Source organism: Streptomyces sp. NBC_00287, from assembly GCF_036173105.1.
Lineage (GTDB): Bacteria > Actinomycetota > Actinomycetes > Streptomycetales > Streptomycetaceae > Streptomyces.
This window is the reverse complement of the sequence record NZ_CP108053.1, coordinates 2,266,575-2,281,239: the sequence shown is the minus strand read 5'-3', so window position 1 is coordinate 2,281,239 and position 14,665 is coordinate 2,266,575. Positions and strand designations below refer to the sequence as shown.

Here is a 14,665-nt window from a genome sequence, read left to right as displayed (position 1 = left end):
TCCAGAAGAAGAGAGCCGACCAATGAAGATCAGCATCCGTAGAAGCAGGCGCGCTGCCATAGCCGTCGCCCTGGGCTCCGTGCTCGCCCTGACCGCCACCGCCTGCGGCGACGACGGCAGTGGCAGCGGCGGGGACAAGGGATCCGAGGGCTCCGGCAAGGGCGAGATCGTCTTCTGGGACAACAACGGCGGTGTGCGCACCGACATCTGGAAGGAGATCATCGCCGACTTCGAGAAGGCGAACCCCGACATCAAGGTCGAGTACGTCCCGATCGCCTCGACCGAGGTGCAGTCCAAGTACGACACCGCCATCCAGGGCGGCGGACTGCCCGACGTCGGCGGTGTCGGCGCCGCGATGCTCGCCGGGATCGCCGCGCAGGACGCGCTGGAGCCGGTGGAGGACCGGCTCTCCGGGTCCGCCCTGAACGGCAAGCTCAACGAGGACATGGTCGAGTCGGTGAAGGTGGCCGGCGGCTCCGAGGAGCACATGTACTCGATCCCCACCTCCGCCAACAACGGTGTCCTCTACTACCGGACCGACCTGTTCAAGAAGGCGGGCCTGGAGGAGCCGACGACCTGGGACGCCTTCTACGAGGCCGCCGAGAAGCTCACGAACTCCGGCAAGAACGAGTTCGGTTACACCATCCGCGGTGGCGCCGGATCGATCGCGCAGGCCCTGGACGCGATGTACGGGCAGAGCGGGATCACCACCTTCTGGAACGGTGACAAGACCACGGTCAACGACCCCAAGAACGTGGAAGCGCTGGAGAAGTACGCGGCCCTCTTCAAGAAGGTCACTCCGGCCGCCGACCTCAACAACGACTTCACCAAGATGGTGGCCCAGTGGGACTCCGGCACCATCGGGATGCTGAACCACAACCTGGGGTCGTACCAGGACCATGTGAAGGCGCTCGGGGTCGAGAAGTTCCGGGGCATCCCGCAGCCTGTTGGCTCCGCCGGCAAGCGGGTCCAGGTGTCCAACCCCGTGGACGGGCTCGGCCTGTTCAAGAGCTCCAAGAACAAGGACGCGGCCTGGAAGTTCATCGAGTTCGCGGCCTCGCACGAGGCGAACTCGAAGTGGAACCAGTCGGCGGGGGCGATTCCGTCCAACACGGAGGCGTCCAAGGATGCCTGGATCAACGAGGCCGAGCCTACGAAGCTGGCTGCTGGGGCGTTGAACGACGGTTCTACGACCATCGTTCAGCTTCCTTACTACCTGCCTGACTGGAACACGATTTCCAAGGCTGACAACGAGCCGAACTTCCAGAAGGTGCTGCTCGGGAAGATGAGTGCGAAGGACTTTCTGGACACGATTGCCGAGCAGCTGAATGAGGCTCAGGCGGAGTGGAACGAGCAGAAGTCCTGACAGCTCGAGGGGTGTTGTTCGTGGGGGACTGCGGGGCCGTTGTGGCTGGTCGCGCAGTTCCCCGCGCCCCTGGGGAAGTTGCAGTGTCCCTCTGTTGAAAGGCGAAGGCATGTCGCTTTCTCGTAGACAGGTTGCCGGCGCTGTGATGGCCGCCGTGCCTCTTACCTTCGGTACTGCTCACGCCGGTGAGCAGCGTGGGCGTACTCTCTTCATCGCCGGAGACTCCACCGCCGCTCAGAAATACGCCGACGCAGCCCCCGAGACCGGGTGGGGAATGGCTCTTCCCTTCTTTGTTCGGAAGGGGCTTGCTGTCTCCAATCACGCCGTGAACGGGCGGAGTTCCAAGAGCTTCGTCGACGAAGGGCGGCTCGACGTCATTCTCGGGGCCATTCGGCCCGGCGATTTCCTGGTGATCCAGTTCGCTCACAATGACGAGAAGGTCGCGGATCCCGTTCGGTATACCGAGCCCTGGACCACGTACAAGGACTATCTGCGGCTGTATGTCGAGGGCGCTCGGGCTCGTGGCGCCAGGCCCGTGCTGGCCACCGCTGTTGAGCGGCGGCGGTTCGACAGTGACGGCAACGCTCTGCCCAGTCACGGCGACTATCCGGCGGCGATGCGCTCGCTCGCCGAGGAGGAGCAGGTCGCTCTGCTCGACCTTCAGGCGCTGTCGCTCGCCCTGTGGCAGTCGCTGGGGGTCGAGGAGACCAAGAAGTACTTCAACTGGACCGCCACCGAGCAGGACAACACGCACTTCAACCCGCCCGGGGCCATCGAGGTGGCGCGGCTCGTGGCACGGGAGCTGCTGCGTACGCGTGTGCTCGGCCCGCGGGATGTGCGGCGGCTGGACGAGGTGATCCCTCAGTCGTGGATCACCTGGCCGCAGCCCGCCGCCTGACCGAACCCCTACCGCGTAGAGAAGAGAGAGCCGCATCATGAACTCACAGATATGGCATGGGCATGCCATAGGAAGAGCCGCCGCGCTGGTCGGCTGTGTCTCGCTCGTCCTCGGCGTCACCGGTGCCGGGGTCGCCCAGGCCGGGTCGTCCCCTGATCTCGGGCGCGAGGTGCTCGCCGCCGGGGACGGCTGGGCCTCGGAGGGCGCCGGGACCAGCGGCGGTTCGGCCGCCGACTCGGCGAACGTCCACACCGTGTCCACCTGGGCCGAGTTCAAGGCCGCACTCGCGGTCAGTGGCACCGCGCCCAGGATCATCAAGGTCAAGGGCGTGATCGACGCCGTGTCCGAGGGCTGTGACGCCCTTGCTGCCGAGGGGTACGACTTCCAGCAGTACCTCGCCGACTACGACCCCGCGGTGTGGGGGCACGACACCCCGGTCAGCGGTGAGCAGGAGACCCTGCGGGCCGCCTCCGCCGCCAACCAGGACAAGATGATCAAGGCGAGTGTGCCCGCCAACACCACCATCGTGGGTGTGGGCCGGGACTCCGGGATCCGCGGCGGCAGCCTGCAGATCCGCGGCGTCGACAATGTGATCGTCCGGAACCTCACCATCGAGGCCCCGGTCGACTGCTTCCCGCAGTGGGACCCGACCGACGACAACAAGACCGGTGCCTGGAACTCCGAGTACGACGGTGTCGTCGTCTACGGCTCCACCCATGTGTGGATCGACCACAACACGCTCACCGACGGGCGCTATCCCGACAGCTCCCTGCCGGAGTACTTCGGCAAGGTCTACCAGCAGCACGACGGTCTGGTGGACGTGGTGCGCGGCGCCAACTACGTGACGGTGTCCTGGAATTCGCTCGAGGACCACGACAAGACCATGCTGATCGGCAACAGCGACAGCGCGGGCTCGACCGACTCCGGCAAGCTCAAGGTCACCCTCCACCACAACCGCTTCGAGGGCATCGTGGAGCGGGCGCCGCGCGTCCGGTTCGGGCAGGTCGACTCGTACAACAACCACTTCGTGGTGACCGGCGACCAGAAGTTCGGCTACGTCTTCGGCATCGGCGCCTCCTCCCAGCTCAACGCCACCGACAACGCCTTCTCGCTGGCGGCCGGGGTCAGTACCGGCAAGGTGCTGAAGAAGTGGAACGAGGCACCCCTCACCGCCGCGAACAACTACGTCAACGGCAAGCTCACCGATCTGATCGCCGTCCACAACGCGGAGATCCCCGCCGAGACCCTGCAGTCCGGCGCGGGGTGGACGCCCACGCTGCGGACCAAGGTCGACCACCCTCGGGCGGTCCCGGGCATCGTCGACCACCGCGCGGGCGCCGGCCGCATCTGCTGATCCACCCAAGGGCCGGGGCTCGGCCCCGGCCCTGCCCCCAAGTGAAGGAGCACCCGCATGCCCTCGCCCCACTTCCAACTCCCCCTGTCCAGACGGGGATTCCTGATGGCGAGCGCCGGTGCGGGCGCCGCCCTCGGGCTCGCGTCGGTCCCCGCGAGCGCCGCCGCCGGGCCCCGCCCGTTCGGCCCGTACGGCTCACCGGCCGCCCGCCTCTCCCCGACCACGCTCTACGTCGATCCACACGGCCGCGGCGACTTCACCACCGTCCAGGCCGCCGTGAACGCCACCTCCGGCAGCGGCTGGACGCTGGTCCTCGCGCCCGGCACCTACCGGGAGACGGTCGGCGTCGACCTCACCCGCACCGACATGACCTGGCTCGGCGCGGGCGAGGACCCACGGGACGTCGTCATCGTCTACGACAACGCCGCCGGCACCCCGAAACCCGACGGCTCCGGCACCTACGGCACCACGGGCTCCGCCACCACCACCGTGCGCGCCGACGGCTTCACCGCCCGCCGGATCACCTTCGCCAATGACTGGCTGCGCGCCGACCACCCCGGGATCAGCGGCACCCAGGCCGTCGCCATCAAGGTGATGGGCGACCGCTCCGCCTTCCACCACTGCCGTTTCCTCGGCCACCAGGACACCCTGTACGCCGACACCAACGCGCTCACCGTCTTCGCCCGGCAGTACTTCTCGCACTGCTACGCCGAGGGCGACGTCGACTTCGTCTTCGGCCGGGCCACGGCCGTCTTCGAGCACTGCCACTTCCGCACCCTGACCCGCACCGACCTGGCCTCCGCCCCGTACGGCTTCGTCTTCGCGCCCTCGACGGCGGGTGCCAACCCGCGCGGTTACCTGGTCACCAGAGGCCGGGTGACCAGCGAGGCCCCGGACGCCTACTACAAGCTGGCCCGCCCCTGGGTGCCCAGCTCCGACCGCACGGCCGGCCCCATGCTGACCGTCCGGGAGACCTGGCTCGGCCCCGGCATCGACGCGGTCGCGCCCTACGCCAACATGTCGGACGCCTACCCGTGGCAGAACCAGCGGTTCGCCGAGTACCGCAACAGCGGCCCCGGAGCGGAGATCGCGGTCGCCGAGAACCGTCCCCAACTCACCGCCGAACAGGCCGAGTCGGCGACCCGTGCCGCGTATCTCGGGGACTGGGAGCCATGGAAGGAGGACTGCTGAGATGCGCAGGCGCACCGTCCTGGCGGGCCTCACGGCGGGACTGGTGGCGACGGCATCCGGATCCGCCCTCGCCCACGGCCGCCGTGTGCTGCACGTCCGCCTCGGTGACTCCGTACAGGCCGCCGTGGACGCGGTCACCGGCCCCGGCTGGACGATCGTCGTGCACCCGGGCACCTATCGGGAAGTCGTCAAAGTCCCTGTCGGCACAGCAGAGTTGACACTGCGCGGCGCCACCCGCGACCCGCGCGACGCCGTCATCGTCCACGACAACGCCAACGGCACCCAGAAACCGGACGGTTCCGGCACCTACGGCACCGCAGGCTCCGCCACCTTCGCCTCGGCGGCGCCCGGACTCACCGTCCGCGATCTCACCCTCGCCAACGACTGGCTGCGCGCCGACCACCCCGAGATCACCGGCACCCAGGCGGTGGCGGCGTATGTGACAGGGGACCGGTCGCGCTTCGAGAACGTCCGCCTGCTCGCCCACCAGGACACCCTCTTCGTCGACACGAGTGCCCTGGACGCCTTCGACCGGCAGTACTTCCACCGCTGCTACATCGAAGGCGACGTCGACTTCGTCTTCGGTCGGGCGACCGCCGTCTTCGAGCGCTGTCACTTCCACACCCTGCAACGGGACGTGAACTTCACCCCCAAGGGCATGGTCTTCGCCCCCTCCACGGCCCGCGCCAACCCCTACGGCATCCTCGCGGTCCGCTCCCGCATCACCTCGGGTGCCGAGGACGGGGCGTACAAGTTGGCGAGGCCCTGGGTCCCGTCGTACGAGACCACCGCCTGGCCCTCACTGGTCGTCCGGGACACCTGGATCGGTCCCGGTATCGATCCCGTCGCGCCCTACACCAACATGCGGGAGGCGTACCCCTGGCAGACCATGCGCTTCGGGGAGTACGCCAACTCCGGGCCCGGCGCGGTGATCTCCGTCCCCGAGAACCGTCCCCAACTCAGCCCAGAAGAAGCCGAGTCGCACACCAGGCACACCTACTTGGGCGACTGGCAGCCCCGCTGACAAGACGAAAGGACCCGCACTCCCATGTCTCGTCGTACCGCTCTTCCCCTCACGGCAGCCCTCGCCCTCGGCGCCGGACTCGCTGTCCTCCCCACCCAGGCCCAGGCGGCGACCGTCGTCGTCGACACCAGCGCCGAGCTCAGCAGCGCGCTCTCGGGCGCCACCGCCGGGACCGTCATCCAGATGCGCGGCGGCACCTACTACCCGACGGCCACCCTCCAGTCGACGGCCAACGGCACCTCCTCGACCCCGATCCACCTCCAGCCGTACGGCAGTGAGACCGTGAAGATCGACGGCTCCTCGCTCCCGGACGGCGACTGGATCTTCAAGCTCACCGCCGACTACTGGAACGTCTCCGGGATCACGTTCCAGAACTCCCCGGACAGCGCGGTCGTCTGCCAGTCCTGCACCGGCACCGTCTGGAACAACATCAAGACCATCAACGGCGGCGACTCCGGCTTCACGCTCACCGGGGACGGCACGGTCAACAACACCGTGAAGAACATCGACAGTTACGGCCACTACGACGCCGCGAACCACGGGGAGAACGCGGACGGGATCGCCGTCAAGTACGGCTCCGGCACCGGGAATCTGATCACCGGGGCGCGTCTGTACAACAACTCCGACGACGGGTTGGACTTCTGGTCCTTCTCCTCGCCCGTCACCGTCGAGCACACCTGGGCCTTCGGCAACGGCGTCAACCGCTGGTCCGACTCGGCCTTCGCGGGCGACGGCAACGGCTACAAGCTGGGCGGCGACGGAGAGGTCGTCGCGCATGTCGTCAACAACTCCGCCGCCTGGGGAAATGCCGGGAACGGGTTCACCGAGAACTCCAACACCGGGGCGATCGTCATCAACCGCACCACGGCCTACGCCAACTCCAAGTGGGGCTACTACTTCCGGTTCCGCCAAGCTCGGCCGCAACCTGGCCGTGTCCAACGGCAGCGGCTCGGTGAGCAAGGGCTCCTCGGTCACCTCGTACCTGAACAACTGGGACTCCGGGGTGGCGACACCGTCGTTCATCTCCACCAACGCCTCCAGCACCTACAACGCCCGTCAGTCGAGCGGCGCGCTGCCCGTGACCACGTTCCTGACCACGGTAAGCACCACCATCGGGGCGACGATGGACTGACCTACCGCTTGACCGGCCTGATCGACTCCAGGGTCGGCACCACCGGTTCGATCGTGCCGTCGGCCGCGAAGCGCAGGCGGTCGACGGTCGTCTCCCGGTGGGTGCCGTCCCCGCCGGGGAGGCCGGGGCCGTTCAGGGCGAAGCGGTGGTAGACGATGTACCAGTCGTCGGTGCCGGGCGCGTTCACCACCGAGTGATGGCCGGTGCCCTTGATGCCGTACTCGGGGCGCTTGGACAGGATCGTGCCCCGCTTGGTCCACGGGCCGAGCGGGGACGGGCCGGTGGCGTAGGCGACGTGGTAGTTCTCGCTGCGGGTGTCGTCCTCGGACCACATCAAGTAGTACGTGCCCTGGCGCTTGACGACGAAGGAGCCCTCACGGAAGTTCGCCGGGGTGATGTCCTTCACCTGTGCCGCGTCGAAGGACACCATGTCGTCGTTGAGAGGGACGACATAGCCACGTCCGTTGCCCCAGTAGAGATACGACGTCCCGTCGTCGTCCGTGAAAACGGCCGGGTCGATCATCTGGCCGCTCCATGAACCGCCCTTCGCCACCAGGGGTTTGCCGAGCGCGTCCTTGAACGGGCCCGCGGGGGAGTCGGCCACCGCCACGCCGATCTGCTGCTCGGCACAGAAGTAGAAGTAGTACTTGCCGTCCCGCTCCGCGATCGCCGGCGCCCAGGCGTACTTGTCCGCCCAGGACACATCCGGGCCCAGGTCGAGGATGACCCCGTGGTCCTTCCAGTGGACCAGGTCCTTCGAGGAGTACGCCTTGAACTGCGTCCCGCCCCAGCCGCGGAAGCCGTCGGTCGTCGGGTAGATCCAGTACTCGCCGTCCATGTACCGCACATCAGGGTCGGCGTTCAGCCCCGGCAGAACCGGGCTGCGGGTCGGCACCGCCTCCACCGTCCAGGTGCGGGTCGTGCCGTCGGGCGCGGTGACGGTGTACGTCTGCGGCGTGCGGAAGTCGCGGCGGGTGCCCGACTTCGGGCTCACGGTCGCGCCCGCGCCGAGCCAGAGCTTCGGGGCGAGGTGTCTCAGGTCGGCGTCCGGCTGCATGGGCAGGACGACCTTGCTCGCGGACTCGGTGACGAGGGCGTACCCCTTCTGGCCGCGCGCGGTCGCGTCCACGATCGAGGCGGGGCTCTCCGGGTAGGCGGCGAGCAGCCGGTCGTACTCCTGCTGTGTCACCGGGATGACCGTGCCGTGCCGTGGGCTCGCGGGGAGTTGGTAGTCCGTGGACGGGGTCCACTGTCCGGAGTCGAGGTCGGTGGTCTCGAAGGGGAGATAGCCCCGGCCGCCGTACTCGTCGATGAACAGGTACCACTTCTCCTCGGTGTTCGACTTGAACACCGTCGGCCCCTCGCCGCGGTCCATCGCGCCGTTGCCGATGCAGTCGGCGACGAAGTCGTACTTCGTCGAGGTGAGCGATGTCGACTTCTCGCCGGTGATGAACTTCGAGCAGGGGCTTCCCGATGTGGGGTCCCGCTCGTCCTTGGTGTAGCGGTAGTAGGTGCCCTCGTGCTCGACGACCGTGGAGTCGATCACCGAATAGCCGGGGTCGTTCCACACCTTGGGCTCGCTGAAGGTGCGGAAGTCCTTCGTCGTCGCGTACAGCATCTTGTTGTACGTCGAGCCGGTGTGGTCCGGGTCGTCCTCGGCGTACAGCTTGGACGCCCAGAAGACGACGTACTCGCCGAGGGACTCGTCCCAGTACGCCTCCGGCGCCCAGGTGTTGCCCGCGGTGTCGGGGGAGACCTTCACCAGGCGCTGGTCGGTCCAGTTGACCAGGTCGGTGGACTCCCAGACCATGATGGACTTGCTGCCGTGCCGCTGGACCTGGTCCCAACTGCCGCTGGAATTACGGTACATGCGCAGATCGGTGGCGATCATGTAGAACTTGTCGCCCTCGGGGGAGCGGATCACGAACGGGTCGCGCAGGCCCTTCTCGCCGATGGTCGAGGTCAGCACCGGCTTACCCGCGTTGAGTTCACGCCAGTGCAGGGCGTCGTTGCCCCGGCTGAGGGCGTAGCGGATCTGCTCGCCGTCGGCGGTGCCCTCGCCGGTGAAGTAGGCGAAGAGATAGCCGGCGTACTTCGGGTTCTTCACGGGCGGTGCTCCTGAGTGGGCGGTGCCTGGCGGGGCGGTGAGCAGGGCCAGAAGCAGCGAGAGACAGGCGACGAGGAGGAGGCGTGGGCGCATGTCGCTCCTGTGGGAGTGTGGGGGATTCTGTTGGATGGTGCGCGCGCCTTCGGAGTGTCACCAGCGGGAAACAGCACGTCAATCGGTAGGAGCGGGATGAGAGTGAGCGAAAGTTTCGCTCGTTTTCGTTGAGGCCCGGCAACCTCTCGAGGTCTGGTGACGACTGTCTTGCGTCCCCATCCCCTAGGAAAGGAACGCCCCGTGCGTCACAGCACAGGACGCCACCGCAGGACCCGCACTCTCTCCATCGCCGCGGCCGTGGCCGTCGCCGCGGGGGCGGGCGGCGTCTACCTCGGCCTCACGGACGGCGGTGCCGAGGCCGCCTCGACGACGGTCACCGTCTCCTCCACCACCCAGCTGGAGTCGGCCGTGAAGAACGCGGTCGCGGGCACCACCATCCAGGTCCGCGCCGGCACCTACACGCCCTCGGCGACGCTCAAGTCGACGGCGAACGGCACCGGTTCGGCGCGGATCACGCTGAAGGCCTACGGCACCGAGAAGGTGAAGATCGACGGCTCCAAGCTGGCCGACGGCTCCTGGCTGGCCGGGATCTACGGCGACTACTGGACCGTGCAGGACCTCACCTTCCAGAACTCCCCGGCCCAGGGCTTCGTCGTCACCTCGTCCGTGGGCGGCGTCTTCAAGAACCTCGTCACCGCGAACAACGGCGACTCCGGGTTCACGCTGCGCGGCGACGGCACTACGAACAACCTCGTGCAGAACCTGGACAGTTACGGCAACTACGACCCGGCGGGGCACGGGCAGAACGCCGACGGTATCGCGGTGAAGTTCGGCTCCGGGACGGGCAACCGGATCACCGGGGCGCGGCTGTACAACAACTCCGATGACGGCCTCGACCTGTGGCAGTTCTCCTCGCCGATCACCATCGACCACTCCTGGGCGTTCGGCAACGGCAAGAACCGCTGGGGCGACACGGCCTTCGAGGGCAACGGCAACGGATACAAGCTCGGCGGCGGAGGCGTCACCGTCGCGCACACCGTCAACAACAATGCGGCTTGGGACAACACGCTCAACGGGTTCACCGAGAACTCCAACCCGGGCGCGATCATCCTGAACCGCAACACCGCGTACTCCAACACCGAGGCGGGCTTCTACTTCGCCACCGGCAAGGCGCGGCTCGCGCGGAATCTGGCGGTGAGCAACAAGGGCGGGCTCTCCAAGCTCGGTTCGTCGACGGTGTCCGCCGCGAACAACTGGGACAGCGGGGTGTCGGCGCCGGCCTTCAAGTCGGTGGACGCGGCGAGTGCGTACGGGGCCCGCAAGGCGGACGGTTCGCTGCCCGCGACGACCTTCCTGACCACCGGCTCCACCACCATCGGCGCCACCATGAACTGACGTACGGAACACAGGGAAACGCCCCCGCCGGTCGTCACCGGCGGGGGCGTTTCTTCTGCTGACCGAGGGGGGCTCAGGCCAGCAGGCCTCGGGGTTACTGGTACGTGATGTCAGACGCGGTGAAGCGGCACGACGTTCCGTCCGGACCCACACCGAGCTGTGTCGGCTCGGCGCCCGTGTTGTTGCCCTTGAAGCGGACGCAGGTCTTGATCTTCTTGCCGCTGTCGCCGTGGATGCGGACCTTGCGCAGCGCGGCCGTGTCCCCGTAGTTGGAGTTGATGCCCACGATGGAGTTCATCGGCGCGGTGACATCCACGTCGTTGATGATGACCGTGCGCTTGTACTGCGTGGAGCAGTTGCCGCAGGTACGCACCAGCTTGCCGGAGTTGGCCACCTGGAACTTGCTCACGACCAGCTTGCCCGCGCCGTTGAACTGCAGGACCTTGTCCGAGCCGTTCTTCGCGCCGCCGCCGTACACCGTGTACACGGAGTTGGCGGACTTGCCCTTGAAGGTCGCCGCGTCCTCGCCGACGTCCAGCCACCACACGTTCCGCAGCGTGCAGGAGCCCATGCAGTGCACGCCGTCGGCGGCCGGGGTCCCGATGATCACGTTCTTCAGCACCGCGCCGTCGGCCAGCTGGAAGACCGGGTCCTGGCCCTCGTCCTGGCTGTCGCCGCCGAGCGCGCCGCTGCCGTAGAACTTCTTGTAGCCACCGTCATAGGTGCCCGACACCTTGATGGTGCTGGTCACGGCCTGGCTGCCCTTGGCCGTCGGCCAGGAGGACGCGGCGCCCGCGGAGGACAGCATCGTCGTGGTGACGATTGCCGCGGCGGTGACACCGAGGGCCGAGGCTCCGGCGATCACCGCCCGCCGCTTGGTGACCTTGCGGCGGTGGCGGACGCGCTGTTCAGCTGGTGCAGTCATGCCCATTCCTTGCGTGGGGAGAGGTTCCTTGCGCTACCTGGTCGCCACGGTTCGGGAAAGGGTTGCCGCTTCTTCAGAAATTTTCTCGCGCCGGTTTACGAGTCGCCTTCGGCGTCCGCGTCGTCGCCCTCGTGCGGCGCGAAGTCGCCCGCCACGGACAGCTGTTCGTCGCCGGCGCGGGCGGTCGCCGCGTAGCCGTCGTCCTGGGCGTCCCGGCCGCCGCGGTCATGGTCGTACTGCCCCGCGAACACCCACTCGCCCTTGGGGACCGTACGGCCGTCCTTGAGCACCCAGGTGTAGACGAGGAAGCCGTCCCGCTCGCCGACCGTCAGCTCGAAGTCGTCCTCGGGCAGCGCGCGCCAGGCGCCGGTCGAGGTGACTCCGCCGTTCTGCGCCACCCTCAACTCGACGGTGAGCTCGGTGAGTTCCTCGTCCGCCTTGAGGGTCACATTGCTCTGCGCCCAGAACTCGTTGCTGTGCGGGTCGACCGAGCCGTCCGACCACAGCGGGCCGTCCTCCTCGCCCGCGGCGGGCGGCGGCGCGGACTGCGAGGGCGGGGTCGTCGAGGGCGAGGAGCTCGGCTCGCGGGACTCCTCGGAGGTCTCCGGCGTCGGGTCCGCGGGCGGGGCCGGCGGGAGGGGCTCGCGACTGGTCGCGTCCGGCGACGGCGTGGGCGTCGGCGAAGTGGCCACCGTCTGCTGCGGGGTGTCCTCCTTCACGGCCGACGCCACCGCGTAACCGCCGATCGCCAGCACCCCCGCGACCGCGGCCGTGGCACTGACCACCCGCACCCAGCCGAACACGGGGGGACGGGTCACCCGGTGGTCGGAACGGGTCTGCTCGGTCATACCGCGCTCGATCCGGGCGAGGATGCGCTCGCGGTTCGGCTCGTGCGCCTCGGCCGCCTCGTGCAGCCGGGCGCGCAGCTCGTCGTGCACGTCCCGCTGCATCGTCATCGGTCCCTTCCCGCGGTGTCGCCGGTGCGCGCCATCGCCGCATGCATCCTGAGCGGTGCCCGCTGGGGGCCGAGCAGTCGCTGCAGCTCCGCCATCCCCTTCGAGGTCTGGCTCTTCACCGTACCCACCGAGACACCCAGGGCCAGCGCGGTGTCCTTCTCCGAGAGGTCGAAGGCGTGCCGCAGCACCACACAGGCCCGCTTGCGGAACGGCAGTCTACGCAGCGCCTCCTGCACATCGACCACACCGGCCACGTCCGGGTTCTCGGTCTTCTCCTCGCGCTGCGACCAGAACAGGGCGATCCGGCGGCGTTCGCGCACGGCGCTGCGGATGCGGGTGCGGGCGAGGTTCGCGACCACGCCCCGGGCGTAGGCGGCGGGATGGTCGGCCGCGCGGACCCGGTCCCAGCGGTGCCACAGCGCCAGCAGAGCGTCGGCCGCCAGATCGTCGGCGGCGTCCGCCTCGCCCGTCAACAGATGGGCCAGGCGCGAGAGTTCGGCGTAGTGGCGCTCGAAGAAGGCATGGAACTCCACGGAGGCGGCGTCGTCGACGACTGTGCCCACGGGCGGTCTCTCCTGCCTGAGTGTGGCATGTGAATGACATGTGATCGTCCGGCGATCTTCCGGTCGAGGTGCGGAAGCGTAGCAGTGATCGAATACATGGTTCGTACGGGGCTTCGAACAACGTGTGGCCCATCGCACGTGAGCAGGCCTGATTCCGTAACACGGGGAAAACCTGAGACGGGTTCAACACGGGAACAATCCAGCCAGCATCCGCACACCGATCATTCAGGCAACAAGGAGCACCAGTCATGTCCGAGAGCCAGAAGACCGTCGACCGGCCAGGGGGCCCGCCTCCAGCCGTGAGCAGTGTCGACCGCTTCTTCAAGATCTCCGAACGGGGGTCCAACTTCGGCCGTGAGATACGCGGCGGCTTCGCCACGTTCTTCACGATGGCCTACATCCTTGTCCTGAATCCGATCATCCTCGGCAGCGCGAAGGACAAGTTCGGCGAGACCCTCGACCCGGTCCAACTCACCACCGCCACCGCCCTGGTGGCCGCCGTCATGACGATCATCATGGGCGTCGGCGGCAACCTCCCCCTCGCGCTCGCCGCGGGGCTCGGCCTGAACGCCGTCGTCGCCTTCCAGATCGCCCCGCTGATGAGCTGGGACGACGCGATGGGCCTGGTCGTCCTCGAAGGCCTGCTGATCTGCGTGTTGGTGGTCACCGGGCTGCGCGAGGCCGTCATGCACGCCATCCCACAGCCGCTCAAGCAGGCGATCAGCGTCGGCATCGGTCTGTTCATCGCCTTCATCGGGTTCGTCGACGCCGGCTTCGTCAGCCGGATCCCGGACGCGGCGAACACCACGGTTCCGGTGCAGCTCGGGGGCACCGGAAGTCTCACCGGCTGGCCGATCCTGGTCTTCTGCCTGGGCGTGCTGCTGACGATCGGTCTGCTCGCCCGCAAGGTCAAGGGCGCGATCCTGATCAGCATCGTCGTCATGACGCTGCTCGCGCTCGTCATCAACTCGATCGCCGACATCAAGGCCTGGGGCCTGACCACGCCCGAGTGGCCGGACAAGCTGGTCGACACCCCCGACTTCGGACTGATCGGCCAGTTCAGCCTGTTCGGCGCGTTCGGTGAGACCACCGTCATCACCGTCGTACTGCTCGTCTTCACCCTGGTGCTCTCCGACTTCTTCGACACCATGGGCACGGTCGTCGGCATCAGCGCGGAGGCCGGTCTGCTGGACGAGGAGGGCAAGGTCCCGGACCTCGGCAAGGTCCTGCTCATCGACGGCGCGGCCGCCGTCGCGGGCGGCGCGGCCTCCTCGTCCTCCGCGACCTCCTACATCGAGTCGGCGGCGGGCGTCGGCGAGGGTTCGCGCACGGGCTTCTCGAACCTGGTCACGGGCGGTCTGTTCGCCCTCGCCCTGTTCCTGACTCCGCTGCTCACCATCGTCCCGCTCCAGGCCGCCGCGCCCGCCCTCGTCGCCGTCGGGTTCCTGATGATGACGCAGGTCAAGCACATCGACTGGGACAAGTACGAGATCGCCATCCCGGCGTTCCTGACGATCGCCGTGATGCCGTTCACCTACTCCATCACGAACGGCATCGGGGCGGGCTTCGTCGCGTACGTCGTCATCAAGGCGGTGCTGGGCAAGGCGAAGGAGGTCCACTGGCTGCTGTGGGGGACCTCGGCGCTGTTCCTGGTGTACTTCGCGATCGACCCGATCGAGCAGATCCTCGGCGTGAAGTAG

11 protein-coding genes and 1 pseudogene are annotated in these 14,665 nt (G+C 67.9%); 8 read left to right on the top strand and 4 right to left on the bottom strand.

The features are described from left to right. Nucleotides 1–22 precede the first annotated feature (22 nt). From OHT76_RS10405 to OHT76_RS10380, 6 genes and pseudogenes are all read left to right on the top strand, one after another. Nucleotides 23–1,366 carry an ABC transporter substrate-binding protein gene (locus OHT76_RS10405; protein WP_328870484.1) on the top strand — a complete coding sequence of 448 codons (1,344 nt, stop codon included), beginning with the start codon at nucleotides 23–25 and terminating at the stop codon, nucleotides 1,364–1,366. A gap of 109 nt (nucleotides 1,367–1,475) precedes the next feature. Further along, nucleotides 1,476–2,264, top strand: a complete 789-nt coding sequence (locus OHT76_RS10400; protein ID WP_328876493.1) for a rhamnogalacturonan acetylesterase — start codon at nucleotides 1,476–1,478, stop codon at nucleotides 2,262–2,264. Nucleotides 2,265–2,301: 37 nt separating this feature from the next. Then, on the top strand, nucleotides 2,302–3,618 hold the full coding sequence (locus tag OHT76_RS10395; RefSeq protein WP_328870483.1) for a pectate lyase family protein: 1,317 nt from the start codon (nucleotides 2,302–2,304) through the stop codon (nucleotides 3,616–3,618). Nucleotides 3,619–3,675: 57 nt separating this feature from the next. Then, nucleotides 3,676–4,809 (top strand): pectinesterase family protein, encoded by a 1,134-nt coding sequence (locus OHT76_RS10390; protein WP_328870482.1) that lies wholly within the window; start codon nucleotides 3,676–3,678, stop codon nucleotides 4,807–4,809. A 1-nt stretch (nucleotide 4,810) separates the two neighbouring features. Continuing rightward, nucleotides 4,811–5,833 (top strand): pectinesterase family protein, encoded by a 1,023-nt coding sequence (locus OHT76_RS10385; RefSeq protein WP_328870481.1) that lies wholly within the window; start codon nucleotides 4,811–4,813, stop codon nucleotides 5,831–5,833. Nucleotides 5,834–5,857: 24 nt separating this feature from the next. Beyond that, a pseudogene (locus tag OHT76_RS10380) lies at nucleotides 5,858–6,965 on the top strand (right-handed parallel beta-helix repeat-containing protein). A 1-nt stretch (nucleotide 6,966) separates the two neighbouring features. Here OHT76_RS10380 and OHT76_RS10375 read toward each other — a convergent pair. After that, nucleotides 6,967–9,165: a family 43 glycosylhydrolase gene (locus OHT76_RS10375; RefSeq protein WP_328870480.1), complete on the bottom strand. Its 2,199-nt coding sequence runs from the start codon at nucleotides 9,163–9,165 to the stop codon at nucleotides 6,967–6,969. 201 nt (nucleotides 9,166–9,366) lie between these two features. On the opposite strand from OHT76_RS10375, the gene OHT76_RS10370 reads away from it, so the two are divergent. Then, nucleotides 9,367–10,521, top strand: coding sequence for a right-handed parallel beta-helix repeat-containing protein (locus OHT76_RS10370; RefSeq protein ID WP_328870479.1), 1,155 nt, complete (start codon nucleotides 9,367–9,369; stop codon nucleotides 10,519–10,521). A 94-nt stretch (nucleotides 10,522–10,615) separates the two neighbouring features. Here OHT76_RS10370 and OHT76_RS10365 read toward each other — a convergent pair whose 3' ends face one another. The 3 genes from OHT76_RS10365 to OHT76_RS10355 all read right to left on the bottom strand — a co-directional run bounded on the left by OHT76_RS10365 (nucleotide 10,616) and on the right by OHT76_RS10355 (nucleotide 12,965). Beyond that, nucleotides 10,616–11,446 (bottom strand): pectate lyase, encoded by an 831-nt coding sequence (locus OHT76_RS10365; protein WP_328870478.1) that lies wholly within the window; start codon nucleotides 11,444–11,446, stop codon nucleotides 10,616–10,618. Nucleotides 11,447–11,541: 95 nt separating this feature from the next. Continuing rightward, entirely contained in the window at nucleotides 11,542–12,402 is an 861-nt protein-coding gene (locus OHT76_RS10360) for a hypothetical protein (protein WP_328870477.1), read from the bottom strand. Then, nucleotides 12,399–12,965, bottom strand: coding sequence for a SigE family RNA polymerase sigma factor (locus tag OHT76_RS10355; protein ID WP_328870476.1), 567 nt, complete (start codon nucleotides 12,963–12,965; stop codon nucleotides 12,399–12,401). Before OHT76_RS10355 ends, OHT76_RS10360 begins: the two co-directional genes overlap by 4 nt. Before the next feature lie 248 nt (nucleotides 12,966–13,213). Between OHT76_RS10355 and OHT76_RS10350 the strand changes: the two genes are divergently transcribed. Further along, nucleotides 13,214–14,665, top strand: coding sequence for an NCS2 family permease (locus OHT76_RS10350; protein WP_328870475.1), 1,452 nt, complete (start codon nucleotides 13,214–13,216; stop codon nucleotides 14,663–14,665).

Bases quoted from the DNA above. Each gene is read 5' to 3' on its own strand.
- OHT76_RS10390 (WP_328870482.1), top strand. From the start codon at position 3,676: ATGCCCTCGCCCCACTTCCAACTCCCCCTGTCCAGACGGGGATTCCTG.
- OHT76_RS10385 (WP_328870481.1), top strand. From the start codon at position 4,811: ATGCGCAGGCGCACCGTCCTGGCGGGCCTCACGGCGGGACTGGTGGCG.
- OHT76_RS10405 (WP_328870484.1), top strand. From the start codon at position 23: ATGAAGATCAGCATCCGTAGAAGCAGGCGCGCTGCCATAGCCGTCGCC.
- OHT76_RS10400 (WP_328876493.1), top strand. From the start codon at position 1,476: ATGTCGCTTTCTCGTAGACAGGTTGCCGGCGCTGTGATGGCCGCCGTG.
- OHT76_RS10375 (WP_328870480.1), bottom strand. From the start codon at position 9,165: ATGCGCCCACGCCTCCTCCTCGTCGCCTGTCTCTCGCTGCTTCTGGCC.
- OHT76_RS10360 (WP_328870477.1), bottom strand. From the start codon at position 12,402: ATGACGATGCAGCGGGACGTGCACGACGAGCTGCGCGCCCGGCTGCAC.
- OHT76_RS10350 (WP_328870475.1), top strand. From the start codon at position 13,214: ATGTCCGAGAGCCAGAAGACCGTCGACCGGCCAGGGGGCCCGCCTCCA.
- OHT76_RS10395 (WP_328870483.1), top strand. From the start codon at position 2,302: ATGAACTCACAGATATGGCATGGGCATGCCATAGGAAGAGCCGCCGCG.
- OHT76_RS10365 (WP_328870478.1), bottom strand. From the start codon at position 11,446: ATGACTGCACCAGCTGAACAGCGCGTCCGCCACCGCCGCAAGGTCACC.